The sequence below is a fragment of the Methylocystis borbori genome (assembly GCF_036576025.1).
Lineage (GTDB): Bacteria > Pseudomonadota > Alphaproteobacteria > Rhizobiales > Beijerinckiaceae > Methylocystis > Methylocystis borbori.
The window spans coordinates 1-22,263 of record NZ_JAZHYN010000048.1 but is presented as its reverse complement, the minus strand read 5'-3'; the positions used below and the strand labels follow the sequence as shown (position 1 = coordinate 22,263).

Below are 22,263 nucleotides of genomic sequence, written 5' to 3'. Positions count from 1 at the left end.
GGCGGCGCAAGCCTCGGCCGGCGCGCCGCTTTCCGGCGGTCCGAGCGTGGCGACGACGCCGGCGCAGGGCGAAATCGGCAATTTGCCGCCCGCCTACGCCGGCGGCGAGATCGCCCGCGGCGCCCGTCTCGGCATGCTCGGCAATCGCGACTTCATGGACACGCCCTTCAACGTGACGAGCTACACGTCGGCGCTGATCGAGAACCAGCAGGCGCGCACGCTGCAGGAGGTTTTGGAGAACGATCCCTCTGTTCGCGTCACGACGTCGTCGGGCCATATGCGCGAGAATTTCCGAATTCGCGGCTTTCAGGTGCTGGGCAGCGAACTGGCGCTCAACGGCATGTATGGCCTGGCGCCGGACGGACATGTCCCGACCGAATTCCTGGAGCGCGTCGAAGTGCTCAAAGGACCCGCCGCCCTGCTCAATGGCATGGCGCCGTTCGGCGCGGTGGGCGGTTCGATCAATCTTGTCACCAAACATGCGGGCGATAAGCCCATCACCAGCATCAGCACCGACTTTACGTCGGCTTCACAGTTTGGAACCCATATCGACGTCGCCCGGCGCGGCGGCGACCACAACCAGTTCGGCGTTCGCTATAACGGCGTCTATCGCGGCGGCGAATCGACGATCGACGAACAATGGAAAGTGCGCGGTCTGAACGCGCTGTCGCTCGATTTTCGCGAAGAGCGCGTGAGGCTGTCGGTCGACGCCTATCACGACCAGGAAATTTTCAAGAACGGCAGCTCTTTCATGGCGAGCTTCACCGGCATTGGCGTCGCCGCCGCGCCGCATTCGAGCAAGAATCTCTTTGTCGGCGCCAATAGCAGATTCCAGAATGCGGCCGTCCTCGGACGCGGCGAATTCGACATCATGGAGAATGTCACGGTTTTCGGCGGCATCGGTTTCTCCGACAGCCGCAACTTCGGCTTCACCAACGGGACCGCGGCGGTCGGCGTCAATTTGCTCGGCAACTTCAGGGCGCCGCGCGTCGTCAATCTGCGCGGCTACACCAATTCGCTGTCGTCGCAGGGCGGCATACGCAGCCAATTCGATACGGGTCCACTCAAGCACCAATTCGTCGTGAGCGCCTCGGCGCTGAAGTTCGCCACGGCTTCCGAATTTGGCGCCTCGGCAGCCTTTAGCTCCAATATTTATATTCCCGTCGTACCGCCGCAGGCGCCCCCGCCCTCCTTCATCCCTGGCCGGGCATATGTTCCGGGGCAGCCGTATTACACGACCGATCCGAGAAAATCGGGGGACAACTATCTGGCGAGCCTCGCCTTCGCCGACACCGTATCGGCCTTCGACGAGCGCATTCAATTCACCGGCGGCCTGCGCAGCCAACGCGTGCTGAGCAAGACATATGACGCGCTGACGGGCCGCGAGACGGCCGCCTATGACAGGCACCGGCTCTCGCCCGCCTTCGCTCTGATCGTCAAGCCATGGGACAAGCGCCTGTCGCTCTACGCCAATTATATCGAAGGCCTCACGCAGGGCGATCGCGTCACCGACGTGACGGCGAGCAATTACAATCAAGCCTTCCCGCCTTTCGTCTCAAGGCAAGTCGAGACGGGCGCGAAGCTCGATTTGGGCAATCTCGCCAATACGCTCAGCTTCTTCGAAATCGAGCGGCCGGCGCTGATGAAAGTCGGCAACGCCTATAACGCCGATGGCCGGCAACGCAATCAGGGCATAGAGTGGACCGTCTTTGGCGAGCCGGTCGAAGGCTTCCGCCTGCTGGGCGGCGTCTCCTATACGGTCGGTGTCATCACCAAAAGCACGAATGGACAATATGACGGAAGGAACGCCTTCGGCATACCGAGATGGCAGGTCAATCTCTATGGCGAATACGACATCCCCTATCTTCTCGGGCTGACGGCGGAGGGCCGCGTCGTTTACACGAGCGCGCAATATCTCGACTCATGGAACTATTACAGGATTCCCGAATGGACGCGCCTCGATGCGGGCATGCGCTATACGACCAAAGTTTACGGCACGGACATGACGTTCCGGGCGAATGTGAACAATCTGCTCGACCACAGCTATTGGAACGGCGCCTTCAACGACGGTTACGCCACGATCGGCTCGCCGCGCACGGTGCTGCTGTCGGCGACCTTCAACTTCTGACGCTGGAGAGCGGACGATGACTCTTTCGCCCGCAACCTTTCAACTCGCGGCCTTCGTCGCCATCGCGACGGGGGCCGCGAGCCTCTATCTCGGCGCGCCCCATCAGCGCTGGCGCTCGCGACCTCTGCCGGCCTTGCCGAGCCGCATCGGCGGCATGGCGCTCATCGTGCTCGGCGGATGGCTATGGGGGCGAACGCTCCAGCTCTCCACGGCCATCTTCGCGACATTGACGCTGTCGATGGTCCTTCTCATTCTTTTCCCCTGTCTCGGGGCGCTGCCGATCCTGCTGAGGAGAAGGAAATGAGCGAGATTAGACGAGACTGGCTGAGCAAGACCTCCGCGGGGACGATTCTCGGCTTCACCCTGGCGCTGGCGATCTCGGGACTGTTTGCGCGGCTGGGTCCCGGCGGCTTCACGACCCCAAACAAATATCAGTTGGTGATGTGGCTCATTGCGCCTGTTTGGCTCGGCGTTTTGAGCTTCTGCTTTCTTTTCCAGAGCGGCAAACGCGCCTGGTTATGGTTGGGCGCGGCGAATGCGCTCGCATATGCGGGGCTCCTTGCCTGCCGCCATTTTCTTTCCTGATCGCCGCGCGCAAGGCGACACATAACTTCTCTGCTTTTACGAGATCCGTAATGGGAGCGGCGGGGGCGCCTCGCGCGCCCGCCGCTCCAATTTACGGGGACGCCATCACGAGCCGCTCTTGCCTGCTGGGCCTAGAGGCGGCGCCTCACGCTGATCGAGAGTTCCGCCATTAGCCCGTCAGAGATTGGCGGCGCGGCCGGACGGCGGCCAAGCGCTTAACGCCGCAAAACCGAGGCTGCGCCGGCCGCCCGATCTGAAAGAAATCGCGCAACGACGCGCGGCGCTATCGATATCGCCGCGCTTGCGGGGGTTAGCGCTTATGATGCGGCTATCTGCCGTCCGCGCGAACATTCTTGCCGAAATGCACCGGCACCTCGAAGGTCAATCCTTCATCGGCGATCACGGGCGGCGGCGGCGGCACGGGGTCGGCGCGCTTCATCATGGCGAGCGCCGCATCGTCGAAGGCCTGATGGCCGGACGAATGTTTGACGCTGTAGCTGACGACATGACCGCGCCGGTCGAGGGTGAAGAAAACGCTTGCCTCAGCGGATCGACGGCCGAGGCCGCCGGGATAGCGCTTGTGGCGATTGAGATGCGCCACCAATTGTTTCTGCCACGTCTGCTTCACTGCATTCGCCACCGCGTCGGCGCCCTGCACGGGCGCGACGGGCGCGTCGGACTGTTTCTCGACGTCCGACTTTGGCGGCGCGGTCGCTTCCGACGCGGCGGACTCGGCGGAGAGCACCTCCTGCGCCTGATGCGTCTTCTCTTCTTCTACCGGCTTGTCTGGCTTGGTGTTGCGCGTCAGTTCGGCCTCTTCCGCCTCGACGCGGGAAATATTCTCCTCCTTCGTCTCCTTCGTCTCGGCCGCGGCGACGGAAGGCGCGGCGGCGGCCGACTCATCCGTCAATGGGCCGGGCGGGAGATCGGCGGCTTCGGCGTCTCGCGGCGCGGCAGGTTCAAGCGTCAGTTCGATCGCGGGCGCGCCAGAGGCGCTGTCGTCGATCTCTCCGCTGAGAGTCAGCAGGGCCGCCGTCGCGCCGGCGACATGCAAAAACACGGCGCCGGCGATTGCGGCGCCCCACAGTTTTCCGCTCGACTGCGGAGTTTGCAGAGAAGCGGCGAAGCTCATTGGACCGCGTCCGGCGCCTTACCGCCGGCGTCGAGCGTGACGAGCGCGACCTTGAGATAGCCGCCCGCGCGGAGCCGCTCCAGCACCGCCATCATTTCCCCATAGGGCACGCTCGTGTCGGCGCGCAGATAGATGCGTTTGTTCTTGTCGCCAAGATGCGCGTCAAGCGTCGAGATCAGATCGTTGCGCTTGACCGGCGTCTCGCCGAGCGCGAGCGCAAGGTCGGACTGAATCGTCAGATAGACGGGCTTGTCCGGCTTCTCATGCGGCGCGGCGTTGGAAGCCGGCAGGTCGACAGGGAGATCGACCGTGGCGAGCGGCGCCGCGACCATGAAAATAATCAGCAGAACCAGCATCACGTCGATAAACGGCGTGACGTTGATCTCATGCGCTTCCTGAAGATCGGTATGGATCTGGCCCGCCATGACTCAATTACTCCGCAGCGTGAATCTTGGCGGAGCCTTGCCTGCCGCGATCAAGATCGCGCGAAGCGATGCGGAGCAATTCGCCGGAGAGATTGGAGACGAGTTCGAGATAGGCCGTCGATTGACGGGCGAGATGATTGTAGATCAACACCGCCGGGATAGCGGCGAAAAGACCGATCGCGGTCGCGAGCAAAGCTTCGGCGATGCCCGGCGCGACAACCGCGAGATTGGTCGTCTGCGCCTTGGAAATGCCGATGAAACTGTTCATGATGCCCCACACCGTGCCGAACAGGCCGACGAAGGGCGCCGTCGAGCCGACGGAGGCGAGCAGCCCCGTGCCGCGCTTGATGGCGAGCGCCTCGGCGCGATCGATCTCGCCGAAGGAGGAAGCGATACGCTCCTTGATGCCCGGCGCGGCGAGAATGTCGGACGAGAGCTTTATCTCGCGCGTCGCCTCGGCGAGGAGCGCCTGGGTGAGACGATCGCCGGCGCCAAGCGCGAGACGCGCCTCGGCAAGACCGCGCGCCTCGGACAAATGCTGAATGGAATCGGTGACGCGTTCGCGCGCGCGCTTCAACTCGATCGTCTTGGCGAAGAGAATCGTCCATGTCGCGATGGAGGCCAAAACCAGGCCGATCATTACGATTTTGACGACGATGTCGGCGTTGACGAACATCGTCCATACCGAAAGATCATGCGGCTTATTGGCCGCGATCGCCGCATCGAGCGCCGATGTCTGCGCGGCGGCGAAGCTGGCGCCCGAGGCGAGCGAAGCCGTCGCGGCGATCATGAGAAATTGCCAGATATGTTTCATGCATCGACCCATGTGCGGACTATTCGAAGAAGAGCGGTCGCGCCGATAAGGCGCGACAGAAGGGGCGTTGAGTTCGGCGCGAGCCGGGGCGGCGCTTTTGCTGCGGCGCACCCACCCTTGCTCCCGCGCGCTCGCTGCGGGAGTCGGGCGACAAAGACCAAAGGAGTCCGAGGAAAAAAGCCGGAATTTTGCGCCGTTCACTGCACCTACCGCGGAGGATTGCGCGTTGTTTCCTTCGCTCGCGCAAAAAAGCCGGACCGAAACTAAATTTTGAGGTTAACAGGGTCAATCGATGAAACCGTTTAATGGAAATGTTGTAATCTGCTTATTTGCAACAAATTCAAAGACAAGTAGGGGATATTTGTGAAATATGCGACAAAATGCGTTTTATAGTCGTTCTAAATTTGTAAAAGGCACGCCTTTTCGAGCGGCCGCGCGCTTGGGTCCAGTGGCCGATCGTCCGGAAGACGGCTCATCGGGCCCGCGACTGTCCGCCTCGCCGCTTCCTGGCCCGGACAACTCAAAGCCCGGCGCTGTGGCCCGAAAGATTGTGCGACGCACAATCGGCCTCGGCGCGTTTTATTCGGCCGCCTGCGACCTCACATTCGGATTGTTCTGCGAAAGAACCGCTTCGAAGCCCTCGAAATGCGGACGATCAAGATAGAGCGGCTTGTTCTTGCCCGCGTCCTTATGCGCTTCTCGGAACTGCTCCGACGTCGTCCAAGCCGTGAAGGCGTCCCTCGACGCCCACATCGTATGCGACGCGTAAAGCGTGTGATCCTCTCCCTCTGGACCTTTCAACAGATGAAAGGCGATGAAGCCCGGCATTTCATCGAGACGGGTGCGCCGCGAGGACCAGATCTCCTCGAAAGCCTGTTCGTTTCCCTTGATCACTTTGAAGCGATTCATCGCGATGAACATTTTGTCCTCCTGTCCTGCCCCGCCCCAGAGCGGCGCGAACCCCCAATAGAGATACAGCCTCTCCCGCCGCCTCGCCAGATTTTGCGGCGAAAGGCGCGACGCCGCTCTCTGGCGTCGCGAGATCGCCTTCGTCGCGGTCGCTTGATCGCGCCGCGAAGATGTCGCGATCGAAGGAAGCGCTTCCTCTCTTAACGAAAAGCTTCTCTTTGAAACAAGAATAGTTCGCAAGACGCTTCGTACAAGAATTCCGATCAAGGCCGAACCGTATTGACGTGGACTGTTACTTGCTAAAGTTTTGCGGCACGCATGACAACCGCAATCATGGATGACACCGCAAACCAACCGGCTGCGCCGTGGCCGAAAGCCGTCGACCGGGCGCCGCGCGAAATCGATGTGCGCGACCTCGTCGGAGAAATGGCGGAGGCGGTCATCGTTCACGCCGGCGCGCGCTATCGCCTGCGCATCACCGCGAACAACAAGCTGATCTTGACGAAGTGAGGAAGAATGTACGCGCGCAATTCACGATCGAGACGGCCGCGGGGCGGCGCCTTTCGGGGCGGACGCGGCTCCGTGGCGATCGTGCGCGCGCAGCAAGTCTCGCCGATCGAAACGATTCATGGCCGCGTTCACGCGCGGTCGGCGGACCGGATCGTTTCGATCGGCGGCGCCGGCGTTGAAACCATCCATGCATCTGAGCGGCAAGAACGAATGGTTGGGGCGCCTTGACCCAAAAAAGTTTTCGAAATCCGAGCGGCGCGGCGCGCGCGTCCCTGCATATCGCCGCGACAGGCGGCGGACTTTATTTCCATGCCGCGCCCGATGACGCCAACACATAAAGGAGAGGACCATGTGCGATTTGGCGAGCGAAAAACAACGCATCGACTCGATCCTCGCTTCGGCGATGAATCGCGGCCCGGCGCGGTTCTCGGCGGACGAAGTCGAACTGACGGGCCATGGGCTGGCGGCGTTGCGCGGCCATTACGCCGACACCTGTCCCGACGAATGCATGCGCAAGCGCTGCGAAGAATACGCCGCCTTTGTCGCCAGATCGCGCCGCGCGCGATGCGCGTGACCGAAGATCGAGAGTCGCAACGGACGCAATGACGCAAAGAGAAGGACGCGCGCGATGTTCATGGCTTCGAACCAGTTCAAGGTGATCAAGGGTCGAGAAGAGGCGTTCGAGAACGCCTGGAACGAGACGAGCGCTCGGCTGCGGCAAGCGAACGGCCTGATAGGCTTCCGTTTCCACAAGGGAAAGGAGCTTGGCGCGCATGTTCTCTATTTCTCGATCACAATGTGGGAGACGGAGGAGCGTTTTCTCGACTGGCGGCGCGCCGAGATTTACGGCGGGGCCGCCGCGGCGGGAGGCTGCGGCAGGCGCCGCATCCCGGCCTCGCGACTCGAGGAATTCGACGCGGCGATTTCCCGCAACAATCCGCAATAGGCGCGTTGCGCGTCTGTGTAACGTAAGTAAGGAGAATGAAATGTTGGGAATTGGGGATCGCTTGCCGTCTTTCGAAGTCACCGGGGTGAAGCCGGGCTTCAACGAGATCGAGGAAAACGGCGAGTCGGCTTTCGAAGCCGTGAACGAGACGAGCTTTCCGGGCAAGTGGAAGGTGATTTTTTTCTATCCGAAGGATTTCACCTTCGTCTGCCCGACCGAGATCGCCGAATTCGCAAGCCTGTCGAAGGAATTCGCCGATCGCGGCGCGGTCGTGCTCGGCGGCTCGACCGACAATGAATTCGTCAAGCTCGCCTGGCGGCGCGACCATAAGCATCTCGACAAGCTGCCGATCTGGCAGTTCGCCGATGTGAAGGGCGACCTCGTCGACGGACTCGGCGTGCGCGCCTCCGTCGGCGTCGCCAATCGCGTCACCTTCATCGTCGACCCGGACAATGTCATCCAGCATGTCTATGCGACGAGTCTCGACGTCGGCCGGGCGCCGCAGGATACGTTGCGCGTCCTCGACGCGCTGCAGACGGGCGAGCTTTGCGCCTGCAGCCGGCCGGTCGGCGGCGAGGTGTTGACGCCGGCGGCCTGAGCGGGCGGAACCGCCATTCCGCATCGCGCGCAATCTATGGGCGAGACGCAAGTCTCGCCCATTCTTTTTGCATCGCGGGGCGCGAGACCCTCCCTGCTGGAATTCAAACGCCAACCGGCGTAGAAATCCGCGCGGCGCCGCGCGCAATCGTTCGGTTCGCCTCCAGAGGATTTATGCGATGTCGCGAGCGAGGCGTCGATGAGCGACGGTTGGAACGAATCCGCCGCCGCCTGGATCGCGGAAATCGGCGAGAGCGGCGACTGGGGCCGAAATTTCGTGCTCGATCCGCCCATGCTGGCGCGCGTGCGCGAAGGCCGTTATCGCAACGCGCTCGACGTCGGCTGCGGCGAGGGACGCTTTTGCCGGATGCTGCGCGCCGAAGGCGTCACCCCTGTCGGCGTCGATCCGACCGAAGCCTTTATCGAGCGCGCAAGGCAGCGCGATCCCACCGGAGATTACCGCCTCGGTCGGGGAGAAACGCTCGATTTCCCCGACGCCTCCTTCGACCTCGTCGTCGCCTATCTCTCGCTCATCGACATCCCCGATCTCGAAGCGGCCATCGCCGAGATGGCGCGCGTCCTGCGCCCGGGCGGGGCTTTGCTCATCGCCAATCTGACGAGCTTCTTCACGGCGGGAGGCGCGACGAACTGGAGCCAGATGGGCGCAAGCGAGCATCAATTCGTCATCGATCGCTATCTCGACGAGCGCGTGGAATGGGCGAGCTGGGCCGGGCTGCGGGTGCAAAACTGGCACAGGCCGCTCTCCCGCTATATGTCGCTGCTGCTTGCCCAGGGATTGCGGCTGACTTTCTTCGCGGAGCCGGAGCCCACGGGCGGCGATCCCGACAAGGCGGCGCAATGCCGGCGCGTTCCCATCTATCTCGTCATGGAATGGCGCAAGCCGCTGGAGCAAACCGCACGCCTTTGATGCGGAACGCCGCATTGCGCGCCAGTCACAGAAAGGCAATAGTGCAATGCGAATTAGCCCCCTTTCCATCATTCCCTCGCGCGGCTTCGGAGGATCAAGGCCCGAACGCGCGTGAGGCGCGGAGCGGCGGCGCATGACAAATAAGGAAGTCGTCGCGCTGGTTCTTCAAGGCGGCGGCGCGCTCGGAGCCTATCAGGGCGGCGCGTTCGAGGCGCTCGCAGCGGGAGGATATTGTCCGCAATGGTTCGCCGGCATTTCGATCGGCGCGGTCAACGCCGCAATCATCTGCGGCAATCCTCCGGGACAGCGCGTCGAGCGCCTGCGCGCCTTTTGGGATCGGGTGACGAGCGGCGCGGCTCTGCCCTTCGATCCGGGCGGATTTCTCGGCCCCCTTTTCGCGGACGCCAGCGCTAAGCTGGCCGCGGCCTTCGGCGCTCCCGGCTTTTTTAGGCCGCGCCTTCCGCCGCCGGCGCTCTCGTGGCCGTATCCGCCGACCGATCTCAGCCTTTACGACGAGAGCCCCCTGCGGGACACGCTATTGGAGCTCGTCGATTTCGACCGCATCAACGCCAAGGAAATGCGGCTCAGCGTCGGCGCGGTCAATGTCCGCACCGGCAATTTCCAATATTTCGACAATACGACCCAAAACATCGGCCCGGATCATATTCTCGCGAGCGCCGCGCTGCCCCCTGGCTTTCCGCCGATAGAGATCGAGGGCGAGCTTTATTGGGACGGCGGGATCGTCTCCAATACGCCGCTCCAATACATTCTGGACGCCTGCGACCAGAAAGACGATTTATGCGTGTTTCAAATCGATCTCTTCGCGGCGCGCGGACCGGCGCCGAGGACTTTGCTCGATGTCGCGCAGCGCGAGAAGGACATTCGCTTTTCGAGCCGCACGCGACTGAACACGGACCTGTTGAAACGGGCGCATAAGCTGCGCGCGGCGGTCAAGCGGCTGGCGGCGAAACTCCCCGAGGAGCTGCGAACCGACCCGGACTGGCTCGCGCTCGATGAAATCGGAGACGTGGCCGGCATCACCATCGTGCAGCTCATCCATCGCCGCGCCGCCTATGAGACGCTCGCCAAGGATTATGAATTTTCGCGCGCCACAATGGAGGATCACTGGAACAGCGGACACGCGGATGTGACGACGACGCTCGCAAGCCCGCAATGGCGCGCGCGCCAGCGCCCGGAAGAGGACGTCGTCATTTTCGACTGCACGAAGGATCTCGACAAGCCAGCATCATAATGGGGGCTACTCATGAATATCGATGACGTGCGCAAGACCGCTTTCGCCATGCCGCTGACAAGCCCTGCCTTTCCGCCAGGGCCCTACCGCTTCCTCAATCGGGAATATTTGATCATCGCTTATCGCACCGATCCCGAGGCGCTGCGGCGAGTCGTGCCGGAGCCGCTCGAAGTCGCGGAGCCCATCGTCAAATATGAATTCATCCGCATGCCGGATTCGACCGGCTTTGGCGATTACTGCGAATCGGGCCAGGTGATCCCGGTCCGCTTCAACGGCCAGGCGGGCCAATACACCCATGCGATGTATCTGAACGACGGCCCGCCGATCTATGGCGGCCGGGAGCTTTGGGGCTTTCCAAAAAAACTCGCCCAGCCGTCGCTCGCGGTCCACAAAGACGCGCTCGTGGGCGCGCTGGACTATGGTCCGCTACGCGTCGCGACCGGCGTCATGGGCTATAAGCATACGGCGCTCGACCATGCGGCCGTGCTCGAAGCGCTCGCCCTTCCGAATTTCCTTTTGAAAATCATTCCGCATGTCGACGGCTCGCCCCGCATCTTGGAGCTCGTCGACTATCGTCTCGAAGATGTCGTCTTGAAAAGCGCCTATACGGGGCCGGCGTCGCTCGATCTTCGTCCGCATGCGCTCGCGCCGGTGGCTGAACTGCCGGTTCGCGAGATCGTTTCCGCGACTCATATCCTCGCCGACATCACCTTGGGCCTCGGCAAGGTCGTTTACGACTATCTCGCCTAGAGCGAGATCGTTCTTCCGGGAGGCGCGACGCGCTTCGACAGCGTTGGAAACGGGATGACCGCGATCTCTTACGGATGAGACGATTTCGTCTCATCGGAATGCGTTAAAGGAGAGGAGCCATCATGCAACTGAACGGAAAGGTCGCCGTCATCACCGGCGCCGCGAGCGGCATTGGCCATGGAATCGCCAAGCGCTTCGCCGAAGCCGGCGGCAGAGTCTGCATCGCGGACCTCAATCTCGAGGCCGCGAAGGCGGCGGCCGCCGAAATCGGCGACGAGAAAGTCGCGATCGCGGTCGGCATGGACGTCGCCAATGAAGCGCAGGTGCAGGCGGGCGTCGACGCCGCCGCCAAGGCTTTCGGCGCAATCGACATACTTGTTTCCAACGCCGGCATACAGATCGTGCATCCGATCGAGGAATTTCCTTTCGAGGATTGGCGGAAAATCATCTCCATCCATCTCGACGGCGCGTTTCTCACGACAAAGGCCTGCGTGAAATATATGTATGCGCAGAAATCGGGCGCGCTCATCTATATGGGCTCCGTTCACAGCCACGAAGCCTCGCCGCTGAAATCCGCCTATGTCGCCGCCAAACATGGAATCCTCGGCCTCGCGCGCGTGATGGCCAAGGAGGGCGCCGCACATAACGTGCGCGCCAATACGATCTGTCCGGGTTTCGTGATGACCCCGCTCGTCGAGCGGCAGATCCCCGAGCAGGCGCATGATCTCGGCATCACCGAGGAGCGCGTCGTCAAGGAAGTGATGCTGGGCGAGACCGTCGACAAGCAATTCACCATGATCGCGGATGTCGCCGAGGTGGCGCTGACGCTCGCCGCCTTTCCGACGAACGCCCTTACGGGCGAGTCGATCATCGTCAGCCATGGCTGGCATATGAACTGACGCGGCGCCGTCGGCGGCGCGACCGTCGGGCGCTTCCAGCCCGGCGGATATGGGAAAAGTATGGAGACAAGTAGAGGAAACTCGGAACCGCGCCCCCTTAACCCGCCGCGTCCGCGTTGCGCCAAGAGCGGAAGTTCAGCACATCACCCCCGAACGTCACAGACGTGAGTCGATAGAGTCTAGGGCCACACAATGTGGGTCGCCGATATCACTTGTGCGGCGTCCCGGCCGGGCCCGTCTCGCTAGCGCCGCCGTGTTCTCCGCCGCGTGAATCGCATATCTTGAGATTTCATGCCGCGCCGCACCAACGGACGTTCGGGGGCCAGAGCCGCACAATTCTTGCGGCGGCGTCTAAACGTCCTAAAGTAACTTTCGCCGTCGCTCCCAAAAATCTGGGAGCCAAAATTCGGGGAGGGGAGCATGTATCATAAGCCAGCCCGCATGTGTGGCTTCGTTTTCGTATCGAGCGCGATATTACTATCTGCATGCGGCGGCGGCGAAAAAGATGAGACGCTCGGACGTCTGATTACCGAATGCCAGATGGCGGCTCATTATGCGATGACGGACTCGTCTCTTACGGACGAAAAGAAGCACTTCGCGATCGGAGAATACGTCGAACGATGCTTGAAAGAAGGCGGGTTGCAACCAGTGAGCGATACGCAAGGCGACGAGTCTTGTGTGGAAAAACCTCGGTCAAGCGAAGACGGCAAGACTTTCATTAAGCCCCTGCAAAAATGTTGGAAAAACCTCAAATCCTCCAAGTGAAACGGGCGGAAGGCATGCGACATGTTTCCCTAGAGTCACCCAATATTTTTGATTGGCTGTAGGGGCATTTGGTTTTCCAAATTTTTTGAAAACCAAGACGCGCCCTTGCAAACATCGAATCAAGCAAGACGTTGATTTATTTTTATAATAATGGTGCCCAGGGGCGGAATCGAACCACCGACACTGCGATTTTCAGTCGCATGCTCTACCAACTGAGCTACCTGGGCGCGCGCCAGCGCGTGGCGTCCGGCGCTTATAGGAAGCGCCTCGCGACTTGTCCAGACCTCTCATTTCGCCGCATCACGGCAAATGGTCATTTGATTTGACCACAGAAACCGGCGCGGGCGCGGCCCTCGACCCGCGCCCTTGCCTCGATCGCCCGCTTCCCCTAGACCCTTGCGCGAGCAGGGAGGCGAAATGAGCAACATCAAAAGGATCGGCCCCGGGCCGCGCATGAGCAAGGCCGTCGTTCGCGGCAACGCCGTTTATACGTCGGGCCAGGTCGCGGAAAAAACCAAGGGCGGATCCGTCGCCGACCAGACGCGCGAAATTCTCGCGCTGATCGACGGGCTGTTAGCCGAAGCGGGCAGCGCCAAGGCGAATATTCTCTCCGCCACCATCTATCTTGCCGACATCGCGGGCTTCGCGGAGATGAACGGCGTCTGGGACCAATGGGTCGACAAGGACAATCCGCCGGCGCGCGCGACGGTGGAAGCCAAGCTCGTCTCGCCCGACTATAAGGTCGAGATCGCCGTCATCGCGGCGCTCTAACGCCGATCAACGGGTTCTCGGGGTCGTAGGCGTAGCGGATCGTCTCGAAGCGCATGGTTCGCGCGTCGATGAGCAGCAGGCGGCCCACGAGACCTTCGCCAAAGCCGACGATCTCCCGCACGACTTCAAGCGCCATCATCGCGCCGACGACGCCGGCGAGGGCGCCGAGCACGCCGGCCTCCTCGCATGTCGGGATCGCGCCTTCGGGCGGCGGCTCGGGAAAAAGGCAGCGATAGGTGGGATTGGGGCCGTCGGCGCCGCTTTCGAAAGGCCGCAGCGTCGTGAGCGAGGCGTCGAAGCCGCCGAGCGCCGCCGTCACCAGCGGCTTTTTTTCATAATAGCAGGCGTCGGAAACGAGATAGCGCGTCGCAAAATTATCCGACCCGTCGGCGACGATATCGTAACGCGCGATAAGCGCGCGCGCGTTGCTCTCGTTAAGACGCAGCGGATGCGGCTCGACGGCGACATGCGGATTGAGCCGCGCGACGGCGTCCCTTGCGCTCTCGACCTTGGGGCGGCCGACGTCGGGCGTCGCGTGAATCACCTGACGTTGCAGATTGGAGAGCGACACGGCGTCGTCATCGACGATCCCGAGGGCGCCGACGCCGGCGGCCGCGAGATATTGCAGCAGCGGCGCGCCGAGTCCGCCCGCGCCGATAATGAGAACGCGCGACTCTTTAAGCTTGCGCTGGCCAGGGCCGCCCACGTCGCGCAGCACGAGATGGCGGGCGTAGCGTTCGATTTCCTCGGGGCTGAGATTCAAGCTGGTCTCCGGCGAAGCCGGGCCGCGAGAGCCCTTGGCTGCGCGGCCGCCGCGGGACCATACAGGCCGCGCCTTGCCGTCTCCACCCAAAGTATGAGGAAGGCGCCAAAGCGGTCGTGACGCCACGCGCTAAGGCTGGACCGCCCGCTGCTTCTCGGCGGCGCGCCGCCGTTCGCTCGCCCCCTGGCCCGAATCGCGCAGCGCCTCGAGTCCCACGCCGCCGAGCGAGGCCGCGCCGCGCGCATAGGCGATATTATCGAGAAACTGCCGGGCGCAATTCTCCCAGGTGAAAGTCAGGGCGTGGGCGCGCGCCGCCTCGCGCTTGATGTCGAGCGCGGCAAGCGCCGCGAGGCGCAGATCGTCGTTCAGCGCCCCGGCCCCGCTCGCGCCAATGACGTCGAGCGGACCCATTACGGGATAGGCCGCGACCGGCAGGCCGCAGGCCATGGCTTCGAGCAGCACCATCCCGAACGTGTCGGTGCGGCTGGGGAAGACGAAGACGTCGGAGGAGGCGTAGAGCGCGGCGAGTTCGGCGCTGGTCTTGACGCCGAGGAAGCGCGCCTGCGGAAATTTGGCCTCAAGCCCCGCGCGCGCCGGTCCGTCGCCGGCGAGGAGCTTCGTGCCGGGAAGATCGAGCTCGAGAAAGGCCTCGACATTCTTCTCGACGGCGAGACGCCCGGCGTAGAGGAAGATCGGCCGGGGAAAATCGAGCGGCGTCGCGGCGTCGGGCGTGAACAGCGCATGGTCGACGCCGCGCGACCAGCGCAGGATGCGCCGAAAGCCGCGCGCGGATAATTCGCGCGCGAGACTTGGCGTCGAGACCATCACCCCGGCGCCGGCGTTGTGGAAGCGACGCAGCGCCGCATAGGCGAGACCGACCGGCAGGCCGAAGCGCGCCTGAATATATTCGGGAAAGCGCGTATGGAAACTCGTCGTAAAGCAGCGGCCCGCGCGCATGCAAACGGCGCGGGTCACAAGCCCGATCGGCCCCTCGGTCGCAATATGGACGTGGTCATAGCCGGCTTCGAGACGCCGGCGGACGGCGCGCGGAGAAGCCAGCGCCAGGCCGATCTCGGGATAGGTCGGCATGGGCAGGGAATTGAAGTCGCGCGGCGTCAGAAAATCGATCTCGACGCCGAGCGCGCGCGCGGATTGCGCCATCGTCTCGAGCGATCGCACGACGCCGTTGACTTGCGGACGCCAGGCGTCCGTCGCGACCAATATCCGCATCAAGCAGCCGCCGCTCTCGGCGCCGGCAGGGCCTTCACGCGCTGGGCGGCCGCCGCCGCCTCGCGTTCGGCGGCCGTGGTCTGCCAGCGTAGGATTTCAAAATGGCCGTCGTCATGCTCGGCGATCGCCGTGCAGCTTTCGACGAAATCGCCGGTGTTGACGTAGAGCTTGCCTTGAATGGTCTTGATCGTCGCGTGATGGATATGGCCGCAAATCACGCCGTCGACATCGCGCCGCACGGCTTCCGACGCCAGCGCGTTCTCGAAATCGCCGATGAAATTCACGGCGTTCTTGACCTTGAGTTTCGCCCAGGCTGAGAGCGACCAGTAGCCGACGCCGAACATGCGGCGGGCGCGGTTGAACCAAGTGTTGACGACAATGGCGAAATCATAGGCCCAGTCGCCGAAGAAGGCGAGCCAGCGGGCGTTGCGCACGACAATGTCGAATTGATCGCCATGGATGACCAGCATGGTCTTGCCGTCGGCGGTCTCGTGCAAGGCGTGGTCGACGACTTCGACGCCGCCGAAATTCAATCCCGTATAATCGCGCGCGAATTCGTCGTGATTGCCGGGAACATAGATGACATGCGCGCCCTTGCGCGCCTTGCGCAGGAGCTTCTGCACCACGTCATTATGCGCTTGCGGCCAGTACCAGCCGTTTCTCAGTCGCCAGCCGTCGACGATATCGCCGACGAGATAGACTTTGTCGGCGTCATTATGCTTGAGAAAGTCGAGCAGCAACTCCGCTTGCGCGCCCCGCGCGCCAAGATGCAGATCGGAGAGAAAGAGCGTTCGATAGCGCTTGACTGCGATTTCGTTCACAGGGTCTAACAATTGCGCCGCCTTGGCCTGCGCGGTTCTGGTGACTTTTCCCATGGCGTTGCTGTCGAGCATGAGCCTTACCGCCTCTCGCCGTCGCCGCTTTGCGTCATTGACCAGATTCGCATCACAGTCAGATGACAGAGGATGGCGGCGCGGCTACAGCGCTCTGCGAATAAGCGGAATTCGGCCTTTCGCCTAAAGCGCGCTCTAGACTTTAAGAATCGATCGCGTGATCCGCGCTCGGGCGACTCCGTCCGGATCCAGCGCGATCTGTGCGAGAGTCCTGAACGGGGTCAAAGGCGTTCGATATTTCGAACGAGATCGGCTATCTTGCCGGCCGGTTTGCATCGGAGAATGCGGGCGCATCCCGAGCGCCTGAAGGATCATGGGCATAGAAGGCCGCGACAAGCAGAAGATCATGGAAGCCGGCGCGCTGGCGCTCTCCGGCCAGCTCGGCGTCACGGTGCAGCGGCTGCGGAAAGCCTATAATCTCTCGCTTTCCGAATTGTCCCAGCAGTCCGGCGTCGCCAAATCGATCATCAGCCAGATCGAGCGCAACGAGACCAATCCGACCCTGGCGACGATATGGCGACTGGCGCAGGCGCTCGACGTTTCGATCGAGCGCGTGCTGCAAACGACCGCGGACGACCCCTTCCTGGAAAAGACCAGCAAGGCCGAGACGCCCATTCTCGTTTCCGACGACGGCAAATGCCGGCTCGCGATCATCGGTTGGATCAAGACGGTCGAATGGCTGCAATGCTATGAATTTTCCGCCGACTCAGGCGGCGTGCTCGAATCGGAGGCGCATCAGCGCGGCTCGGTCGAAAGCCTTTCCGTGCGCGAGGGCGAGCTCGAAGTCGAGGTCGCGGGCGCAAAGTCCAGCGTGAAGGCGGGGGAGACCCTGCGCTACCGATGCGATCGACCGCATATCATCCGCAATCGCGGCGTCGCGCCGGCGCGGGCGACGATGGTGTGCATCATGAAGGCCGCGGCGATGGAATGAGCGGCCCGCCGCAGCTCGGCGGCGGGCGTGTTAGCCCGCTCCGCCGGCGCGCGATCTTCCCCCATCAAGAAGAAGATCAGGACTCGAGTTCGCCCACGTGCTTTTGCGCGTAAAGCTGCACGCCGAGCTGCTTGATCAATTCGAGCTGCGTCTCGAGGAAGTCGATATGCTTTTCCTCGCTCTTGATGACCGTTTCGAAAAGCTGCTCCGAGACCCGGTCATTGATGGAGAGGCAATAAGCGGCGGCTTCCAGATAGTTGTTGCGGGCTTCGAGTTCGGTCGCGAGATCAGCCTTGACGATCTCCTCGACCGACTGGCCGATGCGGAGCGGATCGAGAACCTGCATATTGGGAAAGCCCTCGAGGAAAAGGATGCGCTTGGCGAAATGATCCGCGTGATGCATTTCCTCGATGGATTCCTCGCGCCATTTCTTCGCGAGTTCGAGATAGCCCCAATTGTCAAAAATGCGATAATGCAGCCAGTATTGATTGACAGCCGTCAATTCTGCGCGCAAACCGCGATTTAGATATTCGATGACCTTCGCGTCACCGCGCATTTCTGCATCCTTTCCATGGGCTAGACTCTGATCTACGCCGCCAATCCGTCGGCGCGACAGCCGTCACAATCGCCATTCCCCGCGCATTCATCCATTCCTCGCGCGGCGTGCTGGTCCACGATGGCGACGATGCTGCGCACGCAGCGCCCGCATTTCGCCTCGCAGCCCATATGCCGAAAAACCGCCGCTACCGAAGGCCGGTCGTTGCGGTGGCCCAGCGTGTCTTGCACATCGCGGTCCGAAAGGACGTTGCACGAACAGACGATCATTGCATAGCCCAGTTTGGAAAGATTGCAAACTACCTATTTTGGAAAGATTGCAAACTGTCTTTCACATCAGTAGTTTACAACGATCCTTCTAGTTTGCCAACTATCGCGCGTCGCTTTTCCGACAGAAAGCGCCGCCGATTGGTCCGTGGCAAAGACCGTGCCGGGCAAAAATGTTCTGGCGGGAACGCCGGCGAGGACGCGGGGCCGTGAAAAAAGCCGCGGACGATTCGGTCCGCGGCTCCCAAATTCTCAGGCTGGGTCGCGCTTTTACCAATAGCCGTCGCCGCCCCATCCATAGCGTGGTCCCCAATAGGGGCGCCGCCACCCTGGACCGCCGCCCCACCCCCAACGGGGGCCGCCCCAACCGCCGTAGCGCGGGCCGCCCCAACCGCCATAGCGGGGGCCGCCCCAGCCGGACCCTCCCCAGCCAGGTCCTCCCCAGCCGGGCCCTCCCCCGCCATAGCCTTGGCCCCAGACCTTTTCGACTCCGGGCGCCGTCGGTGGAGCGGCGTTCCGGTCGATCCCGGGAAGCGCCATCGCTTGCGGCGAGAAGGCGCTGGAAACGAGAATGAAGACAAGCGCGGCGAAGGCGGTTTTGACGGGCGCCGACGCCATTTTGACGGCTGCCGATGTCATGGAGCATCCTCCTTATAAGACGATTGCGAAGCTCCGGCAGAATGCGGCCGTCATCGTGAACCGCGGCTGAAATATCCGTTCATCCCAGGGAAGGGCGACCGTCGCCCGCAGCAAGGCGATCCCATGTCCCGTTTCATCGGCGCGATCGATCAGGGCACGACGAGCACCCGCTTCATCGTCCTCGACCGGGAAGGCGCCATCGTCGCCCGGGACCAGCGGGAGCATCGGCAAATCTATCCGCGCCCCGGCTGGGTCGAGCATGACGCCGCTGAAATCTGGACCAATACGCGGGCCGTGATCGAAGGCGCGCTGACAAAGAGCGGCCTCAAGCCGCGCGATCTCGCGGCGGTCGGCGTCGCCAATCAGCGCGAGACGACGGTTCTTTGGGATCGCGCGACCGGCGCGCCGCTTCATAACGCCCTCGTCTGGATGGATACGCGCACGCAGCCGCAAGTCGATCGGCTTGTCGCGCAAGGCGTCGGCGAGGCGATTCGCGCGAAGACGGGCCTGCCGCTTGCGACTTATTTTTCCGCGCTCAAACTCGCCTGGCTTCTCGACGCAATTCCCGACGCGCGCGTGAAGGCTGAAAAGGGCGAGGCGCTCTTTGGAACGATCGACTCCTGGCTGATCTGGAATCTCACCGGCGGCCGGCATGCGATCGAGGCGACCAACGCCTCGCGCACGCAACTGATGAGTTTGAGAACCCTGCAATGGGACGACGATCTGCTGCGCCTCTTCGACATTCCCCGCGCCTGTCTGCCCGAAATCGTCTCGTCGAGCGACGTCTACGGAGCCTGCGTGGGCGGGATCGACGGCGCGCCGCTCGCCGGCGCGCTTGGCGATCAGCACGCCGCGCTTCTCGGCCAGGCCTGCCTCAAACCCGGCGACGCCAAGAACACCTATGGCACGGGCTGCTTTCTGCTGATGAATGTCGGCGAGACGCCGCATGTCTCGACGCAAGGCCTCATCTCGACGCTCGCCTATAAGCTCGGCGACGCGAAGCCGCTTTACGCGCTCGAAGGCTCGATCGCCATCGCCGGCGCGCTGGTTCAATGGCTGCGCGACAATCTCGGACTGATCGACAGCAGCGACGACATCGAAAGGCTGGCGAGAAGCGTCCCCAATAATGGCGACGTCTATTTCGTGCCCGCTTTCTCCGGCCTCTACGCGCCGCGCTGGCGCGGCGACGCGCGCGGCATCATCGCCGGGCTGACGCGCTTCTCCAACAAGGGCCATATCGCCCGCGCGGCCCTCGAAGCGGCGGCCTTCCAGACGCGCGAGGTCCTCGCGGCGATGGTCGCGGACGCCGGCGTCGAGATCGCGGCGCTGAAAGTGGACGGCGGCATGGCCGCCAATGATCTTTTGATGCAGTTCCAGGCCGACATTCTCGATGCGCCCGTCGTGCGGGCGCGCCAATTGGAGACGACCGCGATCGGCGCCGCCTATGCGGCGGGTCTCGCCGTCGGCTTTTACGCGAGCCTTGACGATATCGCCGCGCATTGGCGCGAGGACCGCCGCTTTACGCCGAATATGGAGCCCGAGGAACGCCTGCGGCTCATCGCCTCATGGGAGAAGGCGGTGGAGCGTTCCTTGGGCTGGGCGATATAACGCCTCGCGCGTCAATCGAAATCGACGCTCAAACCATGTTTCTCCAACTGCATTTCCACCGCGTCGAGAATCTTCTGCAATTCGTCGATGTCGATTAGCGTTTCGTCGTCGGGCGGATCCCAATGTTCGATGTCGTCGAGGCGCACGATGAAATCGGCCTCCTCGCCCGATTCGGCGTCGGGCGGCGCGGTGGGGATGGTGAGCGTGCGCTCGCCGCGCCGCACGCGGATCGCGCCTTCCGTCATCTCGACTTTATATCCGCCCGCGCGTCGCGCCATGGCTCTCTCCAGAATTCCTTCAGATCACGCTGCATTTGGGCGGAGTCGCCCAAATGCGGATAATTTGATCGACTCAAAAAGTTCAGAGCGCGCTTGACGCTAAAAACCGGATTCCACTTTTTCGCAGCGCGCTCTATGCTTCAACAAGTCCCGCGCGAATGGCGGCCTTGCGCATGAGCGTCGGCAGCCCTTCCTTATCGAGATCGCGGCGCGCCGCCCAGCGGCAATCTGGCGGCGGCGCCTTGGCGCGCGTTTGCGCCACGAACACCGTCGCCTCCAGGGCGAAATGGGTGAAGACATGCGCCACCGGCTCTTCGAGCGCCCGCCACCGGGCCGGGCAAGGAGCAAAGCCGAGCAAATCCTTGGCGCCCGCGTCTTCCGTCAGCGGGGTCGAGGGAAAGGCGTTCATGCCGCCAAAGAGCCCGCGCGGCGGAAGGCGCCGCAAAAGCACGTCGTCGCCGCGCCGTAGAATGAAAATCGCGCCGCGCCGCTGAGGTTTCGCCCGCTTCGCCTCCCTGACCGGATATTTCTCCTGCGCGCTCTCGCGCCGCGCGGCGCAAAAGGGCGCGAGCGGACAGGCGGCGCAATCGGGCGCGCGCGGGACGCAAATCACCGCGCCAAGCTCCATCAGCGCCTGGACGAAATCGCCGGCCCGCGACGGCGTCGCCAGAGCGGCGGCCTTTTCGCGGATGAGCGGTTTGACGGCGCGCGGCGGCGCGTCGATCGCATGCAGCCGCGCGACGACGCGCTCGACATTGCCGTCGACGGCGACGGCGGGCTCGTTGAAGGCGATCGCGGCGATCGCCGCCGCCGTATAGGGGCCGACTCCGGGCAAAAGCCGCAAGGCCTCCTCCTCGCGCGGAAAACGCCCGCCGAAGTCCGCAACGACGGCTCGCGCGCAGGTGTGGAGATTGCGCGCGCGGGCGTAATAGCCAAGCCCCGCCCATTGCGCGAGCACCTCGTCCTGCGGCGCGGCGGCGAGCGCCTCGAGGCTCGGCCAGCGCGCGAGGAATTTCGCGTAATAGCCCTTGACCGTCGCGACGGTCGTCTGCTGCAGCATGATTTCGGACAGCCAGACGGCATAGGGGTCCGCCGATTCGCCGGGCCGGGCGCGCCAGGGCAAATCGCGCCGATTGGCGTCGTACCAGGCGATGAGCGCCGCGCCCGGTTTGGCCGATTCTCCGCGAGGCTTTATCATGGGAGCGACTGAATAGGGGGCGAAGCCTCGCCCGCGCAAGGAGGGCGGCCCGGCCGCAAGCCTCAAATGAGCGTTTCGACGCGGGGAAGGGGTTGGGGAGCGCGCTCGCTCGGCGATTGCGTGCTGCGCGAACTCGACCCGCTCGTCGCCAAGCGCGGATTGGGCGAAGCCGCGTTGCTGCTGCGCTGGCGCGAGATCGTCGGCGCGCGCATCGCCGGCTTCAGCCAGCCGGCGCGGCTGCAATGGCCGCCGCGGCCGAGAGCGAAAGCGACCGAGAACAAAGGCAAACGCCGCGAAACCCCGCGGGAGCCGGCGACGCTGGTGCTGCGGGTGGAGCCGGGATTCGGCCTCGAGGCGCAGCATCTGGCGCCGGCGATCATTGAGCGCGTCAATGCGCATCTGGGCTGGCGCTGCGTCGCGCGCCTCGCGCTGCGGCAGGAAGCGCTGAACGTCGCCTCGCCCCCGCCCCGGCGTCCGCCGAGGCCCGACG

At 63.2% G+C, this 22,263-nt stretch carries 28 protein-coding genes and 1 tRNA gene; 16 read left to right on the top strand and 13 right to left on the bottom strand.

The annotated features are described in order from the left end of the window. From V3H18_RS13785 to V3H18_RS13775, 3 genes are all read left to right on the top strand, one after another. The coding region (locus V3H18_RS13785; RefSeq protein ID WP_332082651.1) for a TonB-dependent receptor at positions 1-2,128 on the top strand (2,128 nt) is incomplete at its 5' end. A gap of 16 nt (positions 2,129-2,144) precedes the next feature. Beyond that, a complete protein-coding gene (locus V3H18_RS13780; protein WP_332082650.1) occupies positions 2,145-2,432 on the top strand; it encodes a hypothetical protein in 288 nt (95 codons plus the stop codon). Then, on the top strand, positions 2,429-2,713 hold the full coding sequence (locus V3H18_RS13775) for a hypothetical protein (RefSeq protein WP_332082649.1): 285 nt from the start codon (positions 2,429-2,431) through the stop codon (positions 2,711-2,713). Before V3H18_RS13780 ends, V3H18_RS13775 begins: the two co-directional genes overlap by 4 nt. Before the next feature lie 328 nt (positions 2,714-3,041). On the opposite strand, the gene V3H18_RS13770 is transcribed toward V3H18_RS13775, so the two are convergent. From V3H18_RS13770 to V3H18_RS13755, 4 genes are all read right to left on the bottom strand, one after another. Continuing rightward, entirely contained in the window at positions 3,042-3,845 is an 804-nt protein-coding gene (locus tag V3H18_RS13770) for a TonB family protein (RefSeq protein ID WP_332082648.1), read from the bottom strand. Continuing rightward, positions 3,842-4,270 carry a TonB system transport protein ExbD gene (exbD, locus tag V3H18_RS13765; protein ID WP_332082647.1) on the bottom strand — a complete coding sequence of 143 codons (429 nt, stop codon included), beginning with the start codon at positions 4,268-4,270 and terminating at the stop codon, positions 3,842-3,844. The genes V3H18_RS13770 and exbD overlap by 4 nt, the downstream gene beginning before the upstream one ends. Before the next feature lie 7 nt (positions 4,271-4,277). Further along, positions 4,278-5,084, bottom strand: coding sequence for a tonB-system energizer ExbB (gene exbB / locus V3H18_RS13760; protein WP_332082646.1), 807 nt, complete (start codon positions 5,082-5,084; stop codon positions 4,278-4,280). 579 nt (positions 5,085-5,663) lie between these two features. Beyond that, positions 5,664-6,005 carry an antibiotic biosynthesis monooxygenase family protein gene (locus tag V3H18_RS13755; protein ID WP_332082645.1) on the bottom strand — a complete coding sequence of 114 codons (342 nt, stop codon included), beginning with the start codon at positions 6,003-6,005 and terminating at the stop codon, positions 5,664-5,666. Between the two features lie 321 nt (positions 6,006-6,326). Here V3H18_RS13755 and hemP point away from each other — a divergent pair, with 321 nt between their 5' ends. From hemP to V3H18_RS13710, 9 genes are all read left to right on the top strand, one after another. Then, the gene (gene hemP, locus V3H18_RS13750; protein WP_332082644.1) at positions 6,327-6,503 is read left to right on the top strand and encodes a hemin uptake protein HemP; all 177 of its coding nucleotides are present in this window, start codon (positions 6,327-6,329) and stop codon (positions 6,501-6,503) included. Between the two features lie 349 nt (positions 6,504-6,852). Next, positions 6,853-7,077, top strand: a complete 225-nt coding sequence (locus V3H18_RS13745; protein ID WP_332082643.1) for a hypothetical protein — start codon at positions 6,853-6,855, stop codon at positions 7,075-7,077. A 54-nt stretch (positions 7,078-7,131) separates the two neighbouring features. Further along, positions 7,132-7,449 (top strand): antibiotic biosynthesis monooxygenase family protein, encoded by a 318-nt coding sequence (locus V3H18_RS13740; protein WP_332082642.1) that lies wholly within the window; start codon positions 7,132-7,134, stop codon positions 7,447-7,449. Positions 7,450-7,489: 40 nt separating this feature from the next. Beyond that, positions 7,490-8,047 (top strand): peroxiredoxin, encoded by a 558-nt coding sequence (locus V3H18_RS13735; protein ID WP_332082641.1) that lies wholly within the window; start codon positions 7,490-7,492, stop codon positions 8,045-8,047. Between the two features lie 198 nt (positions 8,048-8,245). Further along, positions 8,246-8,974, top strand: a complete 729-nt coding sequence (locus V3H18_RS13730; RefSeq protein WP_332082640.1) for a class I SAM-dependent methyltransferase — start codon at positions 8,246-8,248, stop codon at positions 8,972-8,974. 133 nt (positions 8,975-9,107) lie between these two features. After that, entirely contained in the window at positions 9,108-10,226 is a 1,119-nt protein-coding gene (locus tag V3H18_RS13725; RefSeq protein WP_332082639.1) for a patatin-like phospholipase family protein, read from the top strand. A 12-nt stretch (positions 10,227-10,238) separates the two neighbouring features. Then, complete coding sequence (locus V3H18_RS13720; RefSeq protein WP_332082638.1) at positions 10,239-10,976, top strand: acetoacetate decarboxylase; 738 nt, start codon at positions 10,239-10,241, stop codon at positions 10,974-10,976. A gap of 122 nt (positions 10,977-11,098) precedes the next feature. Further along, complete coding sequence (locus V3H18_RS13715; protein WP_332082637.1) at positions 11,099-11,875, top strand: 3-hydroxybutyrate dehydrogenase; 777 nt, start codon at positions 11,099-11,101, stop codon at positions 11,873-11,875. A 420-nt stretch (positions 11,876-12,295) separates the two neighbouring features. Beyond that, entirely contained in the window at positions 12,296-12,640 is a 345-nt protein-coding gene (locus V3H18_RS13710) for a hypothetical protein (protein ID WP_332082636.1), read from the top strand. Between the two features lie 151 nt (positions 12,641-12,791). On the opposite strand, the gene V3H18_RS13705 is transcribed toward V3H18_RS13710, so the two are convergent. Further along, positions 12,792-12,867, bottom strand: a tRNA-Phe gene (locus V3H18_RS13705). Positions 12,868-13,057: 190 nt separating this feature from the next. Here V3H18_RS13705 and V3H18_RS13700 point away from each other — a divergent pair. Further along, entirely contained in the window at positions 13,058-13,411 is a 354-nt protein-coding gene (locus tag V3H18_RS13700) for a RidA family protein (protein WP_332082635.1), read from the top strand. Here V3H18_RS13700 and V3H18_RS13695 read toward each other — a convergent pair. The 3 genes from V3H18_RS13695 to V3H18_RS13685 all read right to left on the bottom strand — a co-directional run bounded on the left by V3H18_RS13695 (position 13,395) and on the right by V3H18_RS13685 (position 16,297). Further along, positions 13,395-14,174 (bottom strand): HesA/MoeB/ThiF family protein, encoded by a 780-nt coding sequence (locus tag V3H18_RS13695; RefSeq protein WP_332082634.1) that lies wholly within the window; start codon positions 14,172-14,174, stop codon positions 13,395-13,397. The genes V3H18_RS13700 and V3H18_RS13695 overlap by 17 nt on opposite strands. 129 nt (positions 14,175-14,303) lie before the next feature. Continuing rightward, positions 14,304-15,404: a glycosyltransferase family 4 protein gene (locus V3H18_RS13690; RefSeq protein WP_332082633.1), complete on the bottom strand. Its 1,101-nt coding sequence runs from the start codon at positions 15,402-15,404 to the stop codon at positions 14,304-14,306. Continuing rightward, positions 15,404-16,297 carry a UDP-2,3-diacylglucosamine diphosphatase gene (locus V3H18_RS13685; protein ID WP_332082632.1) on the bottom strand — a complete coding sequence of 298 codons (894 nt, stop codon included), beginning with the start codon at positions 16,295-16,297 and terminating at the stop codon, positions 15,404-15,406. The genes V3H18_RS13690 and V3H18_RS13685 overlap by 1 nt, the downstream gene beginning before the upstream one ends. Positions 16,298-16,610: 313 nt before the next feature. On the opposite strand from V3H18_RS13685, the gene V3H18_RS13680 reads away from it, so the two are divergent. After that, complete coding sequence (locus tag V3H18_RS13680; RefSeq protein ID WP_332082631.1) at positions 16,611-17,228, top strand: helix-turn-helix domain-containing protein; 618 nt, start codon at positions 16,611-16,613, stop codon at positions 17,226-17,228. A 76-nt stretch (positions 17,229-17,304) separates the two neighbouring features. Here V3H18_RS13680 and bfr read toward each other — a convergent pair whose 3' ends face one another. From bfr to V3H18_RS13665, 3 genes are all read right to left on the bottom strand, one after another. Then, the gene (gene bfr / locus V3H18_RS13675; protein WP_332082630.1) at positions 17,305-17,784 is read right to left on the bottom strand and encodes a bacterioferritin; all 480 of its coding nucleotides are present in this window, start codon (positions 17,782-17,784) and stop codon (positions 17,305-17,307) included. Between the two features lie 32 nt (positions 17,785-17,816). Continuing rightward, on the bottom strand, positions 17,817-18,053 hold the full coding sequence (locus tag V3H18_RS13670) for a (2Fe-2S)-binding protein (RefSeq protein ID WP_332082629.1): 237 nt from the start codon (positions 18,051-18,053) through the stop codon (positions 17,817-17,819). A 267-nt stretch (positions 18,054-18,320) separates the two neighbouring features. Further along, positions 18,321-18,689 carry a hypothetical protein gene (locus tag V3H18_RS13665; protein WP_332082628.1) on the bottom strand — a complete coding sequence of 123 codons (369 nt, stop codon included), beginning with the start codon at positions 18,687-18,689 and terminating at the stop codon, positions 18,321-18,323. A gap of 123 nt (positions 18,690-18,812) precedes the next feature. On the opposite strand from V3H18_RS13665, the gene glpK reads away from it, so the two are divergent. Beyond that, positions 18,813-20,297, top strand: coding sequence for a glycerol kinase GlpK (gene glpK, locus V3H18_RS13660; protein WP_332082627.1), 1,485 nt, complete (start codon positions 18,813-18,815; stop codon positions 20,295-20,297). Positions 20,298-20,308: 11 nt separating this feature from the next. Here the strand turns inward: glpK and V3H18_RS13655 are convergent, their stop codons facing one another. Continuing rightward, positions 20,309-20,575 (bottom strand): Imm74 family immunity protein, encoded by a 267-nt coding sequence (locus tag V3H18_RS13655; RefSeq protein WP_332082626.1) that lies wholly within the window; start codon positions 20,573-20,575, stop codon positions 20,309-20,311. A gap of 133 nt (positions 20,576-20,708) precedes the next feature. Then, a complete protein-coding gene (gene mutY, locus V3H18_RS13650) occupies positions 20,709-21,773 on the bottom strand; it encodes an A/G-specific adenine glycosylase (RefSeq protein WP_332082625.1) in 1,065 nt (354 codons plus the stop codon). 66 nt (positions 21,774-21,839) lie between these two features. Between mutY and V3H18_RS13645 the strand changes: the two genes are divergently transcribed. Beyond that, positions 21,840-22,263, top strand: a 424-nt coding sequence (locus V3H18_RS13645) for a DUF721 domain-containing protein (RefSeq protein WP_332082624.1), incomplete at its 3' end; no start/stop codon positions are given.